Annotated in this window: 12 protein-coding genes; 11 read left to right on the top strand and 1 reads right to left on the bottom strand. The window is 28.5% G+C overall.

Features of this window, described 5'->3' with window-relative positions:
* Nucleotides 1-38: 38 nt before the first annotated feature.
* From OIF33_RS01690 to OIF33_RS01645, 10 genes are all read left to right on the top strand, one after another.
* Nucleotides 39-536: a DUF4358 domain-containing protein gene (locus OIF33_RS01690; RefSeq protein WP_322502494.1), complete on the top strand. Its 498-nt coding sequence runs from the start codon at nt 39-41 to the stop codon at nt 534-536.
* A 273-nt stretch (nt 537-809) separates the two neighbouring features.
* Nucleotides 810-2177, top strand: coding sequence for an MBOAT family O-acyltransferase (locus OIF33_RS01685; protein WP_322502493.1), 1368 nt, complete (start codon nt 810-812; stop codon nt 2175-2177).
* A gap of 23 nt (nt 2178-2200) precedes the next feature.
* Complete coding sequence (locus tag OIF33_RS01680; protein ID WP_322502492.1) at nt 2201-3301, top strand: DHHW family protein; 1101 nt, start codon at nt 2201-2203, stop codon at nt 3299-3301.
* Between the two features lie 81 nt (nt 3302-3382).
* Nucleotides 3383-6661, top strand: coding sequence for a ligand-binding sensor domain-containing protein (locus OIF33_RS01675; protein WP_322502491.1), 3279 nt, complete (start codon nt 3383-3385; stop codon nt 6659-6661).
* Nucleotides 6662-6875: 214 nt separating this feature from the next.
* The gene (locus OIF33_RS01670) at nt 6876-7268 is read left to right on the top strand and encodes a hypothetical protein (RefSeq protein ID WP_322502490.1); all 393 of its coding nucleotides are present in this window, start codon (nt 6876-6878) and stop codon (nt 7266-7268) included.
* Nucleotides 7269-7434: 166 nt separating this feature from the next.
* The gene (locus OIF33_RS01665) at nt 7435-7875 is read left to right on the top strand and encodes a PH domain-containing protein (RefSeq protein ID WP_322502489.1); all 441 of its coding nucleotides are present in this window, start codon (nt 7435-7437) and stop codon (nt 7873-7875) included.
* Nucleotides 7876-7884: 9 nt separating this feature from the next.
* A complete protein-coding gene (locus OIF33_RS01660) occupies nt 7885-9303 on the top strand; it encodes a PH domain-containing protein (protein ID WP_322502488.1) in 1419 nt (472 codons plus the stop codon).
* A 182-nt stretch (nt 9304-9485) separates the two neighbouring features.
* Nucleotides 9486-11672, top strand: a complete 2187-nt coding sequence (locus tag OIF33_RS01655) for a DNA topoisomerase III (protein ID WP_322502487.1) — start codon at nt 9486-9488, stop codon at nt 11670-11672.
* Nucleotides 11673-11978: 306 nt separating this feature from the next.
* Nucleotides 11979-17489 carry a glycoside hydrolase domain-containing protein gene (locus OIF33_RS01650; RefSeq protein ID WP_322502486.1) on the top strand — a complete coding sequence of 1837 codons (5511 nt, stop codon included), beginning with the start codon at nt 11979-11981 and terminating at the stop codon, nt 17487-17489.
* A 277-nt stretch (nt 17490-17766) separates the two neighbouring features.
* On the top strand, nt 17767-18738 hold the full coding sequence (locus tag OIF33_RS01645) for a polysaccharide deacetylase family protein (protein ID WP_322502485.1): 972 nt from the start codon (nt 17767-17769) through the stop codon (nt 18736-18738).
* Between the two features lie 57 nt (nt 18739-18795).
* On the opposite strand, the gene OIF33_RS01640 is transcribed toward OIF33_RS01645, so the two are convergent.
* Complete coding sequence (locus tag OIF33_RS01640; protein ID WP_322502484.1) at nt 18796-20379, bottom strand: ABC-F family ATP-binding cassette domain-containing protein; 1584 nt, start codon at nt 20377-20379, stop codon at nt 18796-18798.
* Between the two features lie 187 nt (nt 20380-20566).
* Between OIF33_RS01640 and uraA the strand changes: the two genes are divergently transcribed.
* A complete protein-coding gene (gene uraA / locus OIF33_RS01635; protein ID WP_322502483.1) occupies nt 20567-21868 on the top strand; it encodes a uracil permease in 1302 nt (433 codons plus the stop codon).
* Nucleotides 21869-22002 lie beyond the last annotated feature (134 nt).

The raw sequence follows: 22002 nt of genomic DNA, 5'->3' as shown, positions 1-22002 counted from the left end.
AACATAACAAATATGCATATGTGGGAGTGAATTTAGGGATGAAAAAAATTTTTATAAGTGTTTTAGCTGCTGTTATGATAGGAGCTACATTAACGGGATGTGGAGCTAAAGATAATAATGGTACTCAGGTTGAACAAAGTAATGTTAAAATGTCAATGAGTGCTTCTGATATGACTAATAAACTAGTGGAGGCAGATATGGTTAGAATGCCTATGCCAGTAGATGACCAAATGGCTAATGAAATTTATCATTTAAACTTAGATGATGTAGAGGAATATGGAATTGCTGAAACTGGTATATCTCCAGGAAATTCTGCCATTATAATTGTAAAGGCTAAAGAGGGAAAGATTGATTCTGTTAAGGAATCAGTAGATAAAATTTTAGAAGATAAGATTGGAAAGGCTTTTTATCCAGAGGAAGAGAAAGTTGTAAAGTCTTCAGAAGTGAAAGTTAAGGGAAATTATGTTTCATTATTTGTTTTACCACAAGATCAATTAGAAGAAGCGAATAAGATTTATGAGGAAGCATTTAAATAACATTTAATTTTAAATAAGAATAGGCCGTATCAATAATAAACCAAAATAAAACTTATAAATATATTACGAGAATTATTAGATTTAACTAAGAATTTATAAGCTTTATTATTAAAAGTTTTGATACAGCTTATTTTTATATGACGAAAGAAGTAGTATATATTAAGGAATAAATTTTTTTACATATAAAACGAATAAAGAGACTTTTATTTCTAATTAATTTAAAAGAAGTAAAAGTCTCTATAAATATAAAATTAAATTTTTAGGAGATTTAAAATGGTATTTAGCAGTATTATGTTTATATTTAGATTTTTGCCAATAGCTTTTATTATATACTACTTAACACCAAATAAATTAAAAAATTTAACTTTACTAATATTAAGTTTATTTTTTTATTCTTGGGGAGAACCAAAATATCTTTTCATAATGATTTTATCAATAATAGTAGATTATTCCTTAAGTATATTAATAGAAAAATACAGAGAAAGAGCATTTATTAGTAAAGCTTTTTTAATTAGTTCAGTTACATTTAATTTAGGAATACTTATTTTATTTAAGTATATAAATTTTTTTGTTGAGAATATAAACTCAGCTTTTGGAGCATCCATGTCTTTAATCTATCTAACTCTTCCTTTAGGTATAAGTTTTTATACCTTTCAAACTATGTCATATACTATTGACGTATATAGAGGAAACGTTAGAGCTGAAAGAAATATAATAAATTTTGGTGCGTATGTTTGTCTTTTCCCACAACTTATAGCAGGACCTATAGTTAGATATTCTGATATAAATAATGAGCTAAATAATAGAAATATAAAAATGGATCAAATTGAAGAGGGAATTAAAGAGTTTATAATAGGTCTAGGAAAAAAAGTATTGATAGCAAATAATATAGGACTTTTATGGAATGAGATTGAAGGATTAGGGGTTAGTAATGTTTCTACTTCCCTATTATGGCTTGGAGTAATAGCATTTTCTTTACAAATATACTTTGATTTTAGTGGATATTCTTCTATGGCAATTGGATTAGGCAGAATGCTTGGGTTTAATTTTCCTCAAAACTTTAATTTTCCGTATATATCAAGAAGTATAACAGAGTTTTGGAGAAGATGGCATATTACCTTAGGAAATTGGTTTAAAGAGTATTTGTACATTCCCTTGGGGGGGAATAGAGTAGGATATAAAAGAACAGTATTAAATCTTTTGGTAGTATGGGTTTTAACTGGTTTTTGGCATGGGGCTGAATACAATTTTATAGTGTGGGGACTTTATTTTTTTATTTTAATTACTTTGGAAAAATTTTATTTAATTAAATATTTAAATAAGCGTAAATTAGTGTCACATATATATAGTATATCTGCCATAATTTTTGGATGGGCGATTTTTGCCTTTGAGGATTTAGGGAACATACAATATTTGTTTCAACCAAATTGGTCATTAGATTTCATATACTATTTAAGAAATTATTTTTTAGTATTTTTAATAGCTATATTGTGTTCTAGCAAAGTTATTAATAATATTTATGAAAAAATGGTAAAGAAAAATAAATATGTAGAATGTTTTATTTTAAGTATGATATTTATAATATCAGTAGCATATTTAATTGATTCTACTTATAATCCATTTTTGTATTTTAGATTTTAAACTAATTTGAAAGGAAATATTTTATGAAAAAATATCCTATGGTTTTCATATTTTTTTCTCTTGTAGTTACATTTGCAGCTTTTGATATGAGTAAAAAAAATATAGATTTTTCAGAGTTTGAAAATAGAATTTTAGTTAAAAAGCCTAAGTTTTCTCTTGATGCATTTATAAGCGGAACCTATAGCCGTGATTATGAGGAATATATAAATGATAATTTTATTTTTAGAGAAAAATGGATAAACTTAAAGTCCATAAGTGAATATGCCTTAGGGAAAATTGAAAATAATAATATAGTTTATGGAAAAGAGAACTATATGTTTGATAAGATTATTTCCTATGATGAGGAAAGATTTAATAACAATTTAAAAGCATTAAAGGAATTTATTAATGGGTATAATGGAAGAGTTACAACTATGATTGTACCTAATTCATATACCATATATGAAGAATATATTCCTTGGGGATTAAAGCTTTTAGAACAAGAAGAACTTATATCTAAGGTTTATGAGGTCAGTAACAAAGATACTAATATTGATTTGATAAAACTTTTAACGGAGAATAAAGAAGATTATATATATTATAAAACAGACCATCATTGGACAACATATGGAGCTTATTTAGCTTATGGAGCCTATATGGAAAGTTTAGGGGAAAAGCCTATTGAATTAAGGAATATAGAGAAACATGAAGTTAGTGGGTTTTATGGCACATATTTTTCTAAATCTAAGCTTTTTAATGCAGAAAGTGATATTCTTACTTATTATGATATAAATAATGCAACTATGGAGATTCAAGGAGAAAGTTTTAATAATCTATATGATTATGAAAAGCTAAATACGATAGATAAGTATTCATTTTTCATTAGAGGAAATAATGGACTTACTATAATAAGAAATCATGAAGTTAAAAATGGAGAAAAATTATTAGTATTTAAGGATTCTTTTGCAAACTCAATGATTCCATTTTTGAGTGAAAATTTTGAGGAGATTCATGTGGTAGATTTAAGGGATTTTCCATTTAAAGTAAGTGAATATATGGAAAATGAGAATTTTAATGATGCTTTAATATTGTACAATATGGATAATTTTTTGAGAGATGTTAATATTATTAGATTAAAGTATTAAAGCTAATATGACATAGTTTGACAATATTCTTGTTTTTTGAGAAAATTAAATTGTTATTTTAGTTTTAGAGAGGTAATAAAATTGAATATAAAAAAATTAGTTAGAAGATACGTTTTTTTCTCTATAATACTAATGTTAATTCAATGTAAAAATGTCTTTGCATTAGGAGAATCAGAGCTTAGATTCAACAGTTTAACTTTAAAAGATGGTTTATCTCAATCCACTGTGACGAAGGTATTTCAAGATAGTAGAGGATACATGTGGTTTGGAACATCTGATGGATTAAACAAATATAATGGACATGAGTTTGTTATCTTTAGAGAAGCAAAAGATGATAAAGAAAGTATTAATTCAGGTTTTATATCATCTATAGCTGAATATGATAAGGATAATATTCTTGTTGGAACTAGTAGAGGAATAAGTAGCATAAACATAATTACCAATAAGGTTACTAGAATGTTTGAGCATGAAGATGGGAAGAGTATGTTATCTAATGATAATATATGGGATATACTAAAGCATAGTGACGGAACAATATGGGTAGCTACTCGTAAGGGACTAAATATTTATGATCCAAAAACAGAAAAAATTGATCAAATTTTCAAAGATACATATCCAAAAGGATTAAAGAGTAATGTGATTACTTCATTATGTGAAGATAAGTATGGAAATGTTTGGGCAGGTACAAGTGAGGGATTAAGTTTATTTAATACTAAGACTAGAGAATTTCAATCCATAAATACTTTAATTGATGATGATAATTCAGCAGTTTCTTTAGTTTATAAGGATAGAGAAGATAATATATGGGCTGTAACAGACAAACATATTATTTGTATATCTAGTAATTATAAAGATGTTAAGTTTATAGATGAAGAAATTGAGTCTTTTAACATAACTCCAGATAGTGTAAATGGTATTTATGAAGATACATATGGTAATATATGGTTTGCAACCCAAAAAGGCTTATTAAAATATGATAAAAACAATAAAAAAAAGCATCTTTTTGAAAATAGATACTATGATGATACTAGTTTAGTAAACAATAATGTTTTAACTGCATATGAAGATAGAAGTGGACTTCTTTGGTTTGGAACATATAATGGAATAAGTCTACTAAACCCTAATCAGCCATTTAAACAATATAAAAGAGAACCTAATAAAGAAAATACTCTTAGTGCTAATAGTATGAGTGGAATTTATAAGGATTCAGATGGTACTTTATGGCTTGGAACAAATTCCTCAGGATTAAATGCTCTAAATACTAAAACAGGTGATGTTAGAAATTTTTATAGTGAAAATAATAATCCTGATACCTTAAGTAGTAATGTAGTCTGGCAAATATGTGAGGCAGATAAAGATCATTTATGGGTTGCAACTCAGGGCGGGATAAATAAAATAAATAAAAAGACAGGAGTAGTTGAGCGGATTAAATATCCAGAAAGTATGCAGGAAATAAATAAAATGGATGCTAGAAATCTTTATGTGGATAAAGATGGACTTTTATGGATTGGAGCTAGAGGGGGATTACAATCCTATGATGATAAGACTGGAACTTTTACTGATTATTCAAATTTATTTAAAGCTGTAGGTATTGTTGAAAATGCTGTAACAAGCATATCAGAAGATGAGAAAGGATTGTTATGGATTACTATTGGAATTAATGGTGGAGTAGTACAGTTTGATAAGAATAAAGGAATATTAAAAAGTTATGTAAGTGATAGCTTTAATAGGAATAGTCTTATAAGTAATGATGTACGTTGTTTAGCAAAAGACTCCAAAGGAAATGTCTGGATTGGAACAGAAGCTGGGCTAAGCAAATTAGACCCTAAAACAGATACTTTTACAAATTATACTGTTGAAAATGGACTAGCTAATAATTTTATATATGGAATACTTATAGATAAAGAAGATAATCTTTGGATAAGCACAAATGGAGGGTTATCTAGGCTTAATACGAAAACAAATAAATTTATAAATTATACTATTATGGATGGAATACAAAGTAATGAGTTTAACGGTAGATCATACTTTGAAAGTGAAGATGGAGAAATGTTTTTTGGGGGAATAAACGGTGTCACTGCATTTTATCCTGAAGAGGTTTTAAATTTTACTGGAAATAAAACTAAGACAAAGGTAGTAATAGATGAAATTAAGGTGAATAATAAGCCATATCCTTATTATGGAGGAGAACTTAACTTAAAATATAATGAAAATAATATATCCATTGATTTCTTTTTACCAGATTATTTAAACACAACAAAGATAACCTATGAATATAAATTAGAAGGAATTGATGAAGATTGGGTTTTTGCAAATAAAAGAAATAATGCCAATTATGCCACTCTAGAATCCGGAACTTATAAACTTTTAATTAGGGCACGAGATAATCATGGTGATTTAACTCCTATAACCACTTTGGATTTAAAAATAGCGCCTCCACCTTGGAGAACTCCAATGGCTTATTTGATATATTTTTCTAGTGCTGTAATAGTTATATTTTTAATGTGGAGTTACATAACAGCATTAGAAAAGATAGTTAAAAAAAGAGCTGAACAATTAAAAAAAGAAGCTAAAGAGAAGGAAAAACTTTATCTTGAAAAAGAAAAACTTTTCAAGGAAGCTACAGCTTTAAAGGATGAAATGATTGAAAGGCAAAAATTTAAAAATGATTATTTTGTTAATCTTTCTCATGAACTTAGAACTCCTTTAAATGTTATATTGGCAACAGTTCAGTTAGTAAAGCTAAAAAATAAAGAGGATTCTCTAGGAAAATATCAAGTAGAGGATTATAGCAACACACTTAAAAATAATGCAAATCACTTATTAAAGATAATAAATGATATAATAGATTCATCCAAAATAGAATCAGGAGCATATAAACTTAATATAGATAGTTATGAAATAGTTTCTTTAGTTGAGGATACAGCATTAAGCTTAAAAGCTTATGTTGAGGAAAATAACTTGGAGCTTATAATAGATCCAGAAATAGAGGAATTACAAGTTGAATGTGATAAAAATGAAATTGAAAGATGTGTTATTAATTTATTGTCGAATGCAATAAAGTACACTCATGGACATGGAACTATTGAAGTTTATATAAAAGAGTGTGAGGATGATAAAGTAGAAATTGCAATAAAGGATACTGGAGTTGGAATTTCTAAAGAGCAACAAGAAATGATATTCGAAAGATTTGCACAGGCAGATAGTGTATCTAAAAAGAAATATAGAAGTAGTGGAATTGGACTAACTTTAGTAAAAAGTATAATAGAATTACATCATGGAACAATTAGGGTAGAAAGTGAATTGCAAAAAGGAAGTACATTCATAATTACATTGCCTTTAAAACAAAGTGATAAATAGAAATTTTAGTATAAGTGATTGTATCAAAATTAACCTAAAATAAAACTTATTCAGATATTCTCTTCATAATATTTACAAGTTTTATTATTGAGTTTTGATACAATCTTTTTTCTTTTAGTTATTTGCTATAAAATTTATTAATTTATTTTTAAGGAATTTAGCGTAATTATAATACATAAACTTTATGGAATAAGTAATGTATTAGGAGAAAGAGATGTTTGATTTAAAAAGATGTGCAATAAAAATGGCTTCCAATATAAAAGTAGTAGAAAGTAAACGAGGGAAGGTAGTATTAAAAAATGATTTAATACTTAAGGGGTTATTGAGAAATAATGAATATGCGGAGTTAGTTGAAAGATTAATAAAGAAAATGAGAGAAATAAATAAAGTTGAATTTCTTTATGACGATTTAAAATTAGCTCTTTCTTATGATTGGACAAGAACTTCAGAAAAGAAAGTTGTGAATTGGATAAAGTTAATAATAGAAATTTTATTGCGTAATTATGAGGAGATTAAAAATTTTATAGAAAATAATAATAAAGAAGAATTAATAAAATTTATAGAACGCCAAGTGAAAAATGAGGTTAAATTTATGAGATACAAATAAATGGATATAATAGATTAAAATATGCTTTATAAATATAATGATTTAAATAAAAATGATAATGTGGTAAAATATTTAATACTAAGGGAAACTTTAGAAATAGAGCAGAACAGGGTTGCCTATAAGAGTGATTTTCTTATAGGTTTTTTTATTAATAAAGGAGGAGTGGATGAAATATAAATTAAGTAAACTATTTATTGTTAGAGCTATCATATTTAGAACATTAATTTTTTTGTTTATGTACTTTGTTTTACAAATAGGAATTAAAGAGTTTCATGGAATTATAAGTATTATATTATATATTTTTCAATTAATAATTAGTATCTTATATATTGTATTAGGATTAATAGGAACAATACTTGAATTCCTTTCATGGTCATATTTTGTATTTGATGATCTTATTGAAATTAGATACGGAGTTTTGTTTAAGAGATATATATGCATTAAAATAGATAAAATTAAATACATAAATATATTTGAAGATCCAATATCAATGCTTTTAAGAATTAAAAGTGTCAATATATATACTGCTGGAGGAAAAGTAAGAATTCCAGCTCTTAGAGAAAGCCAAGTAAAAATGTTTTATGATATAGTCAAAGAGAATATCTAGAGGTGAAAAATGAGATTTCATAAAAAAAATCATTGGTATAATATTTTTATAACTTTTTTAAAAATAATAAAAAGAGCTTGGCCTATAATAATATTTTTAGCTTTAAAATTTAACGAGCATATTATTACAACTAGTATATTATCTATAGTTTTGATTTTAGCTTTTTCCATATTAAGATGGTTAAATACAAGTATTTTAATTGATGATGGATTTTTAATATATAAAGAAGGAGCCATATTTAAAGAAGAACTTGTAGTTCCTTTAAAAAGCATATCTCTAATAGAACTTGAAAGAAATATAATATATAGAATTTTTCAATTAAGAAAAATAAAGATTGATAGTGTATATCCGGCTTCTAAGAGAAGTGCCGAAATAGTTATGGTACTTAAGAAAAAAGATTTAGACTTTCTTTATAGGAATTTAAGTGATAGAATAAGAAACTTAATACATGATGAACGAGAAATAAATGAGACTTTAGTTTACAATATATCAGCAATTCATTTAATTTTATTATCAATGCTTAGAAATAATATAATATTAGGAATAGGGGTTTTATATTCTAGCATACATTTTATGAATAAAATATACAAAGGGTTAAATCAAGGATTAATAAATTTTTTTACAAATGTTATTGAGGAAAATGTAATATCTAGAAATACAATATTAGCAATATTTTTATCAGCACTTTTTTTATTTAGTATCTTATTATTAATAATATTAGTATTTTCAATATCAGCAATATTATCCAAATATTACAAATTCACAATATACAGAAATAATAACTATTTAAAGGTGGAGTATGGCTTAATAACGAGAAGAAGTTATTCAATATCAACAGATAATATACATGCTTTAAAAATAGAACAAAATGTTATAAATCAAATATTTAAGTTTTATACAATAAAGTGTTGTGTTGTTGGATATGGAAACACATTAAAGGAAGATGAGCTTATATTTCCATTGTGCAATGAAAATGGATATAGAGAAATACTTAAAAACCTTGTACCTGAATTTATATTTGAGGGAGAGGTATATAAGCCAGAAAAAAGCGTAATGAGAAGATTTTATACAGTTCCTCTTCAGGTAGCTATTTATTCAGGTATAATAATATTCTTATTAACTGGAGAGATATGGGTGATGATGGTAGCCATAACTTTAGTTGTTATTGATAGAACTTTACTTTATAGAAATACTAAGTTTGGATTCGGAAAAGATTTGTATTATGTAAGTTATAAGTCTTTTAATAAGAGGCAATTTTTTATAAAAAGATCTAGTATGGAAGAGATTAAAGTTACATCAAATCCATTTCAAATGAGGAAGAATATAGGAAGTTTTAAGCTAAGATTCTATTCTCAAAAAAAGATGGATTGGATAAAATTAAAAAACTTAAAAGTAGATATATATAATGAGCTTAAAAGATGGGCTTAGTTGAGAATCTTTTTATTTAAAATTGATGTCTGAATAGATTAGATTATTTGGACATCAATTTTTTATTTGTTAAGTAAGAATATTTAATGTAGTATATTATTATGTAATGTGTTATTAAAATATTTTAATAATACCTAAAGAGGTACTAAAAAGGAATTTAGTACTGTGAAAGGATGATTTTATTGAAAAAATTAGTATTAGCAGAAAAACCTAGTGTTGGTAGAGAAATTGCTAAGGTTTTAAAGTGCAATAATAATAAAGGTAGTTATATAGAAGGAAAAGATTATATCATAACTTGGGCTTTAGGACATTTAGTTGAGTTACAATCACCAGAGGATTATGACAATAAATTTAAAACATGGTCTATGGAGACTCTTCCTATGCTTCCTAAAAATATGAAACTTAAAGTTATAAAAAAAGCTACAAAGCAATTCTATGAAGTTAAAAAACAAATGGAAAGAAAAGACGTAGATGAAATTATAATTGCTACAGATGCAGGAAGAGAAGGAGAGCTTGTAGCCCGTTGGATAATAGAGAAGGCGCATGTTAAGAAGCCTATTAAGAGACTTTGGATATCTTCTCAAACAAATAAGGCTATATTAGATGGATTTAAAAACTTAAAGCCAGGAGAGCAATATGATAATTTATATAGAGCTGCTCAATGTAGAGCAGAGGCGGATTGGCTAGTAGGACTAAACGTTACTAGGGCATTAACTTGTAAATATAATGCTCAACTTTCAGCTGGAAGGGTTCAATCACCTACTTTAGCAATGATAGTCCAAAGAGAAGAGGATATAAAGAACTTTAAGCCTAAAGCTTTTAATACAATCTCTGTGGATACAGACAAGTGTTCTTTCACATGGGTTAATAAAGAAAATAATTCAAGAATATTTAATGAGGAATTTAAAGAAAAGGTAGTAAGTAAATTAAATGGGGATAAGAAGGGAACAATTCTTAGTATAAATGAAGCTAATAAAAAGAAATTTTCTCCACAATTATATGACTTAACTGAACTTCAAAGAGATTGTAATAAGATATTCGGATATTCAGCTAAACAAACTTTAAATATAATGCAAAGATTATATGAAAATCATAAGCTTCTTACATATCCAAGAACTGATTCAAGGTATATTTCAAAGGATATAGTTTCTACAATTCCAGATAGATTAAAGGCAGTAGCTACAGGGGAGTTTAGAACTATAGCTACAGAGCTTTTAAAAGGTGGAATTAAAGCAAATAAAAGTTTTGTAGATGATAACAAGGTTTCAGACCACCATGCGATAATTCCGACTGAAGAAAGAGGAAACTTAGCTAATTTAAGTTCAGATGAAAGAAGGGTCTACGAGCTTGTAGTTAAAAGATTTTTAAGCGTTTTAATGCCTCCATTTGAATATATTCAAACAACTTTAACAGGAGATGTTAATGGAGAAAGGTTAATTGCAAAGGGAAAAGTTGTCAAAGCCAAAGGATGGAAAAAGCTTTATGACAGGGATACAGAAGATGATGGAGAAGAAGATATAAAAGAACAAGAGCTTCCTAAGTTAAATAAGGGAGATGAGTTTAAAGTTCTTAAAGTTAATGTGAAAAAAGGAGAAACTAAGCCGCCAGCAAGATTTAATGAAGGAACTTTATTATCTGCTATGGAAAATCCTCAAAAGTATATGTCTATAGATAAATCATCAGCAAAAACTTTAGGAGAAACTGGTGGTCTAGGTACTGTTGCAACTAGAGCTGATATTATAGAAAAACTATTTAATTCTTTTGTAATAGAGAAAAGAGGAAAAGAAATAGTACCTACTTCTAAAGGAAAACAGCTTATAGATTTAGTTCCAAAGGATTTAAAATCTCCACTTCTTACAGCTAACTGGGAAGAGATGTTAGAGAGAATAAGCAAAGGAAAAGGCGATTCTAAGAAGTTTATAAAGGATATAAGAAATTATACAGTTGCATTAATTGAAGATGTAAAACTTGGAGAGAATAAGTTCCATCACGATAATTTAACTGGTAAAAAATGCCCAGAGTGCGGTAAGTATATGCTTGAGGTTAAAGGAAAGAATGGAACTATGAATGTATGTCAGGATAGAGCATGTGGGTATAGAGAAAATATTTCTAGAGTAACTAACGCTAGATGTCCTGAGTGCAAGAAAAAGTTAGAGCTTAGAGGTCATGGAGAAGGTAAAATATATGTTTGTCCAGGAGCTAACTGTAATTTTAGAGAGAAGGAATCTCAATTTAAGAAGAGATTTGATAAAAATAATAAAACTAATAAAAGAGAAGTAAATAAAATAATGCAAAAAATGAAAAAAGAGGCGAATGAAGAAGGGAATAATCCATTTGCAGATCTTTTAAGTGGATTTAAATTTGATTAATTAAATTTAAAGTACAAATTTTGTTAAAGAGTTTAAGTATGCTTTATAGCATATTTAAACTCTTATTTTTTTGGAATTTTAATAGATATTTAAAAAGAAAATTTTTTATAATTAAAAATTCCTAAGTTTAATGTAAAAAGCTTATTAATTTTCATATTTCAAAAATAGCATAAAGAAAAAAATTAAACGTATACATAAATTTGAAGATAAGAGAATTTAGTAAAATATTTATTTGATTTTAAATAGGAGAGGAGGAGTCGTATTTTATTTGCTTTAAAAAGAAATTAGAAATTTAGGAGGATATAGATGGGGGTAAGAAAAAATTTAAAGAAAATAAGTAAGTATTTAGGAATCATCTTTGCAGTGAACTTATTTTCAACTAGTGTTTTAGCAAGTACTATTGATGTGGATTCTAAGAATATGCCTTTAGAATCAGTAGAGGGAGAAAATAATAATTATATTTTAAGCTATTCGGTTAAAGAAAACTTTTTAAGTTCTGAAAAAGAATATGTAGATATAAGTGAAGATATAGATAAGGTTGAAAATTTAAAAGAAATGACAGTTGTAGTTAAATTTAAGACTGGTTCAAATAGTGGTGCTAGAACCTTATTTAGTGTATCAGATTCAAAGGATCATTCAAGTGAATTAGCATTAACCTTAACAGATGGTAAATTAAATGCTCATATAAGAGAGAATAATAATTTTTTATGCAATATAAAATCTACGGAGCGATATGGTGATAATTCTTGGCATACAGGAGTTATGACTTTAGGAGATTCTGGAGTAAAGATTTATGTTGATGGAAATGAAGTTGGCTCATCACAAAGTCCAGTCAACGTTAGTATGGTTACTGAGCTTAACTCTATGAATATTGGAAGAAATTTAGATAGTAATAATTCAGGAGAATGGTATTTTGAAGGGGATATAGACTATTTAGATATATATGATAAATATTTAAATTTAGAAGAGGTAAAAGAATTAAGCAAACAAGAAGTTAAGATTGGATATGATATTCCTTTTGTTGACTTATCAAAGGATATAGAAAGACAGGTTTTAGTTGATAAAGAGGAGGGTGTTTATTTAGGACATCCGTCAACCGTCTTGATGGATGATGAAGAAACCATGTATGCTGTTTACCCAAAGGGGCATGGTGTGGGACCAGTGGTTCTTAAAAAAAGTGAAGATGCAGGTTTAACTTGGAGTGATAGATTAGAGACTCCAGTGAGCTGGAATAAAAGTGAAGAAACTCCTGTTATATATAAAATAAATAAACCAGATGGAACTACTAGAATTCAAATGATATCTGGAGTTCCAAGAAGTCCAGAAGGAGGATTTAGAACTGCATATTCAGAGGATGATGGAGAAACATGGAGTGAATTTGAAGATCATTTTCCTACAGGAAAATATGCTGGTATAGTTGCACACGCTAGTCTAACTCAGCTTAAAGATGAAAATGGAGAGTTTGACAATAAGTGGATGGGAATATTCCATGATTTTAGTTATAATAACTGGAAAACTTATTTAAGTTTTGATGAAAATGGAGAAGAAGTTTGGACAGAGCCTGTTAGGCTTTTAGAAGAGCATAATTCCATAGAAAAAGCTGCTCAGCTTTGTGAAATCGAGGTTTTAAGATCTCCAGATGGAAATCAATTAGCTTTAATAGCTAGATCACAAGCTAAGAAGCATAATTCTATGATTGCTTTTTCTAATGATGAAGGGGAAACATGGACAGAGCCTGTAGAACTTCAAGGAGCTTTGATGGGAGAAAGACATCAGGCAACTTATGATCCTATATCAGGAAGATTATTAATAACTTTTAGAGAAATAATAAGAGATCCAAATGGAACGGGAGATAATAATGATTGGGTAGCTGGAGATTGGGTTGCTTGGGTAGGTACTTATGATGACTTAGTTCATAATAGGGAAGGACAATATAGAATAAGACTCATGGAAGATTTTACTCCTTCTGTTAAGTCTGGAGATTGTGGTTATGCAGGTAATGAAGTTTTAAATGATGGTACTTATATTTTAACTTCTTATGGCTATTGGGAAGAAGATTACAATAAGCCATATATAAAAAGCTTAAGATTAACTTTAAATGAAATTGATGAAATAGTTGAGAATAGAGTAGGATCTAAAGTTTTGGATATTAAGGCGGTAACTAAGGATGGAGTTTATGGTGTTGGAGATGCTATTGAGCTTGAAGTTAAATTTGATAAAGAGGTTTATGTAAAAGGTAATCCTCAAATAGCACTTAATGTAGGAAAAGAATCAGATGGATTGGCTGATTATATAAGTGGAACAGGAAGTGACACACTTCGTTTTAAATATATAGTTTCATCAGGGGATAATAGTGAAGATTTAGATAATGCTCCTAACATAAGATTAAATGGAGGACATATAAGTGATGAAAATGGAACAGATTGTGATGTTACTTTATCCGAAGGAGTATTAGCCAATAATTCCAATATTATTTTAGATCCTAATAAGATTCAAAATATTTATGCGTTTTCTAAGGGATTTTCAGTTAATCAAGGAGAAAATAACTGGTATTACAAAGAGTTCTCTAATGGAGAATATAGAGATATGACTTATAATGCTACTTTAGATGGAGGAGTATGGCAAGGAACCCATGAATGGAGTAGAATTTATAAACCTTCATCAATGCATCCAGGAACAAATCAAAATACAGTTTTAGCTTTTAAAGCACCTCGAGATGGAGATGTATTAGTAAGTGGAAATGTTAGAAAAATATTATCAGGTGGTAATGGAGTAAATCTTAGAGTAATGCAAAATGAAAATAGAGTTTGGCCAGAAAATGAAGAGTGGCAAAAGTTAAATTATAATGATATTAGTGGATATAATTTAGATTTAATGTTGACTTTAAAAGAAGGAGATTTAATTTATTTTGAGGTAAATGGAATAGATGGAAATATAGCTCAGGATAATACACATTGGAATCCGGTAATTAACTATATAGATTCTCAGGTAGAAAAGAGCTTGAATGGCTTTGTTGGAAGTAAGGACAAACATTATTTTAAAGAAGATTATGAAAGTATAATCACTGAGAGTTCAAATAAAGAGTTAAATATTACTTCTTGGAAAGGTGAAAAATTAAATTCTCAACTAGTTTTATGGACTGAATTTGCTGAAATGAGGGGAGTAAAATTAGAAGTTTCTGATTTTGTAAAGGAAAATGGCTATACTATAGATTCTACTAATTCTGAAATCAATTTTATTGAATATGTAAGAGCGGATAATAAGTTAATACCAGATATAGTAGATATAAATGAAGAGGAGCTTATTGAGAGAAGAAGTGTTCAACCTTTATGGTTTTCATTGAAAATTCCTGAAAGTTCTGAGGAAGGAAATTATAAAGGGACAATAAAAGCCAAAGCAGAATCTGGGGAGGAAGTTATTTTTAATGTTAACTTAGAGATTTTAGATATGACATTACCTGTACCAGAGGACTGGACATTCCATCTAGATATGTGGCAAAATCCATATTCAGTAGCTAGGTATTTTAATGTTCCTTTATGGTCAGAAGAACACATAAATTATTTAAAACCTCACCTAGCAAGGTTAAAGGATGCTGGGCAAAAGGTTATAACAACTACCATTGTTAAAGATCCTTGGAATGGTCAAACTTATGATCCTTATGATTCTATGATTAAGTGGAATAAAAAATCCAATGGAACTTTTGAATTTAATTTTGATGATTTTGATAAGTATGTAGAGCTTTGTATGGAAATTGGAATAGATGATCAAATAAATTGTTATAGCATGGTGCCTTGGGCTAATAGAGTATCATATTATGATGAAGCACAAGGAAAGGAAGTATTTGAGATATTAACACCTGGAAGCTCAACTTGGAATTCTTATTGGGGACAATTCATAGATGCTTTTGTAGCTCATCTTGAATCAAAAGGATGGGAGGATATAACTTATATAGCTATGGATGAAAGACCAGCCAATGTTATGAATCCAGTTTTTGAACTTTTAAAAGATACTCCTCTTAAAATATCAGGTGCTATGGATTATGGAAATGTAGAGCAAATATCAGATAAAGTTGATGATATGTCAGTGGCAGTAAGAGAAATTCATAATGAAGAGGAATTTGCTAACTTTGCTAGAGAAAGAAGAGAAAAGGGACAAAATACAACTTTGTATTTAGCTACTGGAGATTATCCAAATTTCTTTACTTATTCAAATCCAACAGAAAGTGCTTGGGTTGGATGGTATTCTGCTAAAACTGATATTGATGGATTTTTAAGATGGTCTTTTGATAATTGGGTTGAAAATCCTTTAGAAACAACAGATCATACAAGATTTGAATCAGGAGACTGCTTTATTGTTTATCCAGAGAGAAGTTCAGTAAGATTTGAAAGATTTAGAGAAGGAATTCAAGATAATGAAAAGATAAGATATATATTAAAAGAGCACCCAGAATGGGAAGTAGAAATAGATAAAATTTTAGGTGATTTAGATAGAGGATACAGATTAGGTGATGGTGTGGATTTTGGAGAAGAGGTTAATGAGGCCAAAGAAGCTTTAGAAAGTATAGTTAGAAAGTTAATAAGTGGAGAGGAACCACCAAAACCAGATACAATGTTAGTTTCAGAAACTAAGAGTTCTGTAGAAATTGGAGAAGAGTTTTCTTATAAAATATCAGTTGATAAAGCTATTGATATGAGAAGCTTAGAGTTATTATTAACTTATGATAGTGAAGTTTTATCTTTATCTAATAAGTTAGTTGGGGTAAATGGTTTTGAAGTAGTTTCCTTTGAAGAAAGAAATCCAGGAGAAGTTTTTGTAAAACTTGAAATTCCAAGTGAAAATAAAGCTTTTAATGGAAAGGGAAATATTTTAGAAGTAAAGTTTACTGCAAATAAAAAAATTAATTCTACGGATATTAAAGCTAAAGATATTAAGATTATAAGTGATTTATATGGAGAGGATGATTTACAAGAAATTGTATCTACTTTAAAAGTTGTCGCGAATAATTTAGTTTTAAATAAACCAGCTACTGCAAGCTCTTATGAATTAGGAAGAGAAGCAAATAAAGGAAATGATGGAGATGAAAATACAAGATGGTGTGCATCAAATGGAAATTCTAATCAGTGGTGGCAGGTTGATTTAGAAGATGTTTATAATATTGATGGAGTAAGTATTAAATGGGAAAAAGAAGCTGCCTATGGATTCTCTATATTAGTATCAGAAGATGGTGAGGAATGGAGAACTGTTTTTGACAATAATAATAACTTAGTGGCAGAACAATTAAGTGAAGTTTTATTATCAGAAGATAATGTTAGATATGTAAAACTTCAAGTTAATAGTTTGCCTGCTAGTAATATATGGGCATCCTTCTTTGAATTAAAGGTATTTGGAGAAAAATCAGACATAAAAAAAGCTAAAGAGGAATTAAAACTTCTAATTAATGAAGGGAATAATAAGATTCAAAATGCTGTAGAAGGAATCGAAGTTGGAAATTATCACAAAGGAAGTAAGGATATACTTTTAGAGACTATAAATAGTTGTTATGATATTTACAATACTTCAAAGGATTTAGAAGAGGTGCTCTCTTCAATAATCTCCTTAAAAAATGCTTTAGAGCTATTTAATAATAGATTGATAAGTGAAAATACTGGAGATATAAACGAAAATGGAAAAGTTGATTTAGGAGATTTAGCAATAGCATCTAAATATCAAGGAGAAGTAGATGAAAGTAATGCCGTAAGTTTAAAGGCTGATTTGAATTTAGATGGTTTAATAAATAGCTATGAAGTTCAATTTATATCACATAAAATATTAAATTAATCTTATAAAAAATTAAAATTTGACTCTATTCTTTTAATTTATTATTTGTATGAAAAAAGCTAAAAGAGTAGAGTTAATTTTTTTTTATAAAATAATATAAAAGCGTATTTTGAATATACTATTGGTATAAAGAAATTTATTTTGTTATTTAAAAAGTTTATATAAAGAATTAATTAAAAGTACATAAAATAACACCGTTCTGTAATAGAAATTTCACCATTTAAAAAGGAAGAAATTTGTATAATTAAATAGAATTAAGTTGTGTTTTGGAGGTAATATGAGTAAGGAAGTTTTCAGCAAAAGAAAAAGTAAGGCTTTAAAAAGAAAATATATACGAAGAAGAATTGGAGTAGTTTTGATCACTATAGCTGTCTTGGTCTTTTTAGGGACAAGAATTGCTTTAAATGGAAAAACAGAAATAGCTAAGGGAAATACAGGAGATGAAATTAAAGAAGAGGAAAATAAAGAGATAGAAACGGAAGAATCCACAGTTGAGCTTCCTAAATATGAACTAACTGATATTGTTCCAGGTAGAAACGTTACTTTTGATGGTAAAAACTATGCTGTTAATGTAAAAGATGTAAGTAAAATGGTAGATGGTTCTTATGAAGGAGATGAGAAGTATGTATTTCTTACTTTTGATGATGGACCTAGTCCGCTTACAGAACAGGTTTTAGATATTCTAAAAAGTGAAGATGTTAAAGGAACTTTCTTTATGCTAGGTTCAAGACTAGAGTCTGGACAAGCGCCAAAGGAAAGTTTGAAAAGAGCAATTGAAGAGGGGCATGCCATAGCTAACCATAGTTATAGTCATAATTTTAAACGTCTTTATCCTGGCAATATAACAGATGTTAATTATTTCATGGATGAGTTTAAAAAGACAAATGAATTAATGAGAGAAGTTCTTGGAGTTGAATTTGATACAAATGTTCTAAGAATGCCAGGAGGATATAATAGTAGAGTATATTATAAAGATAGAAACTTACAGGACTTAAATAATAACTTAGAAAAGAATAGAATTGTAAGTGTAGATTGGAATGCTTTAAATGGAGATGCTGAAGGAAAACCATATACTCCACAGGAAATGATTGATTATGTTAAAAAGACATCAAAGGGAAAGAATCAAGTAGTTCTACTTATGCATGATACTTTTGGTAAAGAAAAAACCGTAAAAGCATTACCTGAAATAATAAAATTTTATAAAGAAGAAGGATATGAGTTTAAAACTATAAGTGATGCTAATGTTTAGGGCTCAGTTCAAAATATATCCAATAAAAAAAGCACTAGAAAAACTAGTGCTTTTTTATTATTTAGTTTCTAAATATTCATCATATGAGCAAGATTTATCGAATTTAATTCCTTCTGGAGTTAATTCTATGATTCTGTTTGCTATAGTTTGAACGAATTGGTGGTCGTGACAAGCGAATAATAATACACTCTTATAGTCATCTAAACCATTGTTTACTGCTGTTATTGATTCAAGATCTAAGTGGTTAGTAGGTTGATCTAATGTTAAAACGTTAGCTGAGCTAAGCATTAACTTAGAAAGCATACATCTAACTTTTTCTCCCCCTGATAACACAGAAGCTTGTTTAAGAGCTTCTTCACCTGAGAATAACATTCTTCCTAAAAATCCTCTTAAGTAAGATTCAGATTTTTCATCAGAGAATTGTCTAAGCCAATCAACTAGACTTAATTCACAACCATCAAAGAATTCAGTATTATCTTTAGGGAAGTATGCATTTGAAATAGTTACACCCCATTTATAATCTCCTGAATCTGGTTCCATTTCTCCGTTTATAATCTTGAATAAAGTTGTTATTGATCTTTCATTTCCAACGAAAGCAATCTTATCGTCTTTATTAACTCTGAAGCTTACGTTATCTAAAAGTTTAACTCCATCAACAGTTTTTGAGATTCCATTAACTTCTAATATGTCATTTCCAACTTCTCTTTCAGGTTTAAAACCAACAAATGGATATTTTCTACTTGAAGGTTGAATATCATCTAAAGTTATCTTATCTAATAACTTTTTACGAGAAGTTGCTTGCTTAGATTTAGAAGCATTAGCACTGAATCTAGCAATGAAGTTTTGAAGTTCTTTAATCTTATCTTCTTTTTTCTTATTTTGATCTTTTGCCATTTGAAGAGCAAGTTGACTTGATTCATACCAGAAATCATAGTTACCAACATATAATTTGATTTTTCCAAAGTCAACGTCACATATTTGTGTACAAACCATGTTTAAGAAATGTCTATCATGGGATACAACTATAACTGTTCCTTCAAAGTTTCCTAAGAAGTTTTCAAGCCATGTAATAGCTTTTATATCTAAGTGGTTTGTAGGCTCGTCAAGTATAAGTACATCTGGCTTACCAAATAAAGCCTGAGCTAAAAGAACCTTAACTTTTTCATCACCTTTAAGATCACCAACAGTGTTATAGTGAAGCTCAGTACCGATTCCTAAACCTTGAAGTAATGAAGAAGCTTCTGATTCTGCTTCCCATCCATCTAAATCAGCAAATTCTGCCTCAAGTTCTGCAGCTTTTATTCCATCTTCATCAGAAAAATCTGGCTTAGCATATAAAGCATCTTTTTCTTCCATTATTTCAAATAATCTTGGATTTCCCATTATAACTGTTTTTAAAACTTCACATTCATCATATTTATAGTGATCCTGTTTTAAAACTGAAACTCTTGTCTTAGCAGGGATTGAAACTTCTCCTGTATTAGGTTCTATTTCGCCAGCTAATATTTTTAAAAATGTAGATTTACCAGCACCATTTGCACCGATAACTCCGTAACAATTTCCAGGAGTAAACTTTAAGTTAACATCTTCAAAAAGTTTTCTTCCACCAAATCTTAAGCTTACATTATTTACTGTAATCATTAAGTTCTGTCCTTTCTTTTTCTAATTTTAATAATTTGTTAATGCACAAAAATAGTTTTATGTACATGAATACTTATTATATCATAAAATACGACAAAAAAATATTGAATTATTATGAACGGTATGCTATATTTTATATAAACTTTTAATTTAGACCTGAGAGTCTAGAAAAGGGAGGAGAAATAACATGGCAGATGCTGCACAAAATAAAGAGGTAGAACTACTAGAAGTCATAGGAGTAGAGGATAAAGTACCTCTAAAAAAAGCAATTCCTTTAAGTGTCCAACATTTATTTGCAATGTTTGGATCATCAGTCTTAGTACCAATTCTTTTAAATATTGATCCTGCAACGGTTTTATTCTTTAATGGAATAGGAACATTATTATATGCATTTATAACAAAGAGAAAGATTCCAGCATACTTAGGATCAAGTTTTGCATTTATATCACCAGTATTACTTTTAATGGGAGAAGGATATTCATTTACTGAAGTACAAAGTGGGTTTGTAGTTTCAGGTTTATTGTTTGCTACTATAGCTATTATTGTAGGCTTTGTAGGAACTGGTTGGATTAGAAAGTTATTTCCACCAGCAGCTATGGGATCTATAGTAACAATAATAGGGTTGGAGTTAGCTCCAACAGCTGCAGATATGGCTGGCTTCCCAGTAGGTTTATCTAACTCACCAACTTTAAATCAAACATGGGTACTAGTTTCAATGATTACAATAATAACTGTAATCTTATCTTCAGTATTATTAAAAGGATTTTTAAAAGTAATACCTATATTAATAGGTATAGTTACGGGGTACGTAGTTAGTTGCTTCTTAGGATTAGTAGATTTTACGCCAGTAAAAGAGGCAAGCCTTTTCGTCCTACCTCAAATACATATAGCTAAACCAAGTTTAAATGCAATATTAACAATTTTACCAGCAACCTTTGTAGTAGTTGCAGAGCATGTTGGCCATTTAGTAGTAACAAGTAGTATTGTTGGTAAGGATTTATCTAAGGATCCGGGACTTAATAAATCTCTTTTAGGAGATGGATTATCAACAATGATATCTGGATTTTTTGGTTCGGTACCTACAACAACTTATGGTGAGAATATTGGAGTTATGGCATTAACAAAGGTTTATAGTTCTTACGTAATATGCGGTGCCGGAGCACTTTCTTTATTATTAGGATTTTCAGGAACTTTGTCAGCTCTTATAAGAAGTATTCCAACACCAGTAATAGGAGGCGTAAGTTTACTTCTATTCGGTACTATAGCTACATCTGGATTAAGAACATTTATAGAAGAAAAGGTTGATTATTCAAAATCAAGAAACTTAATACTAACATCAGTAGTAATGATAGTTGGATTAAGTAATATTGCAGTAAGGTTTGGTGCAGTAGAAATTAAAGGAATGGGATTAGCAACAATAGTTGCTATGATTTTAAGCTTATCATTTATGTTATTTGATAAATTAGGTTTAATGAATGAAAAAGAATAATTAAACTAGATTTTATTAAAGTAAGTAAAATAAAGGATAAAAACTTCATTGTTTTATCCTTTATTTTTATTTAGGATTTTAATAGAATCTAGTTTATATTTTTCCAAAAATACCTCTAAAATAAAGATAGAGAA

This window comes from Clostridium sp. LIBA-8841 (assembly GCF_034439435.1).
Classification (GTDB): Bacteria; Bacillota; Clostridia; order Clostridiales; family Clostridiaceae; genus Sarcina.
The sequence above is the reverse complement of the archived record's forward strand: the minus strand, read 5'-3'. Positions and strand labels throughout refer to the sequence as shown.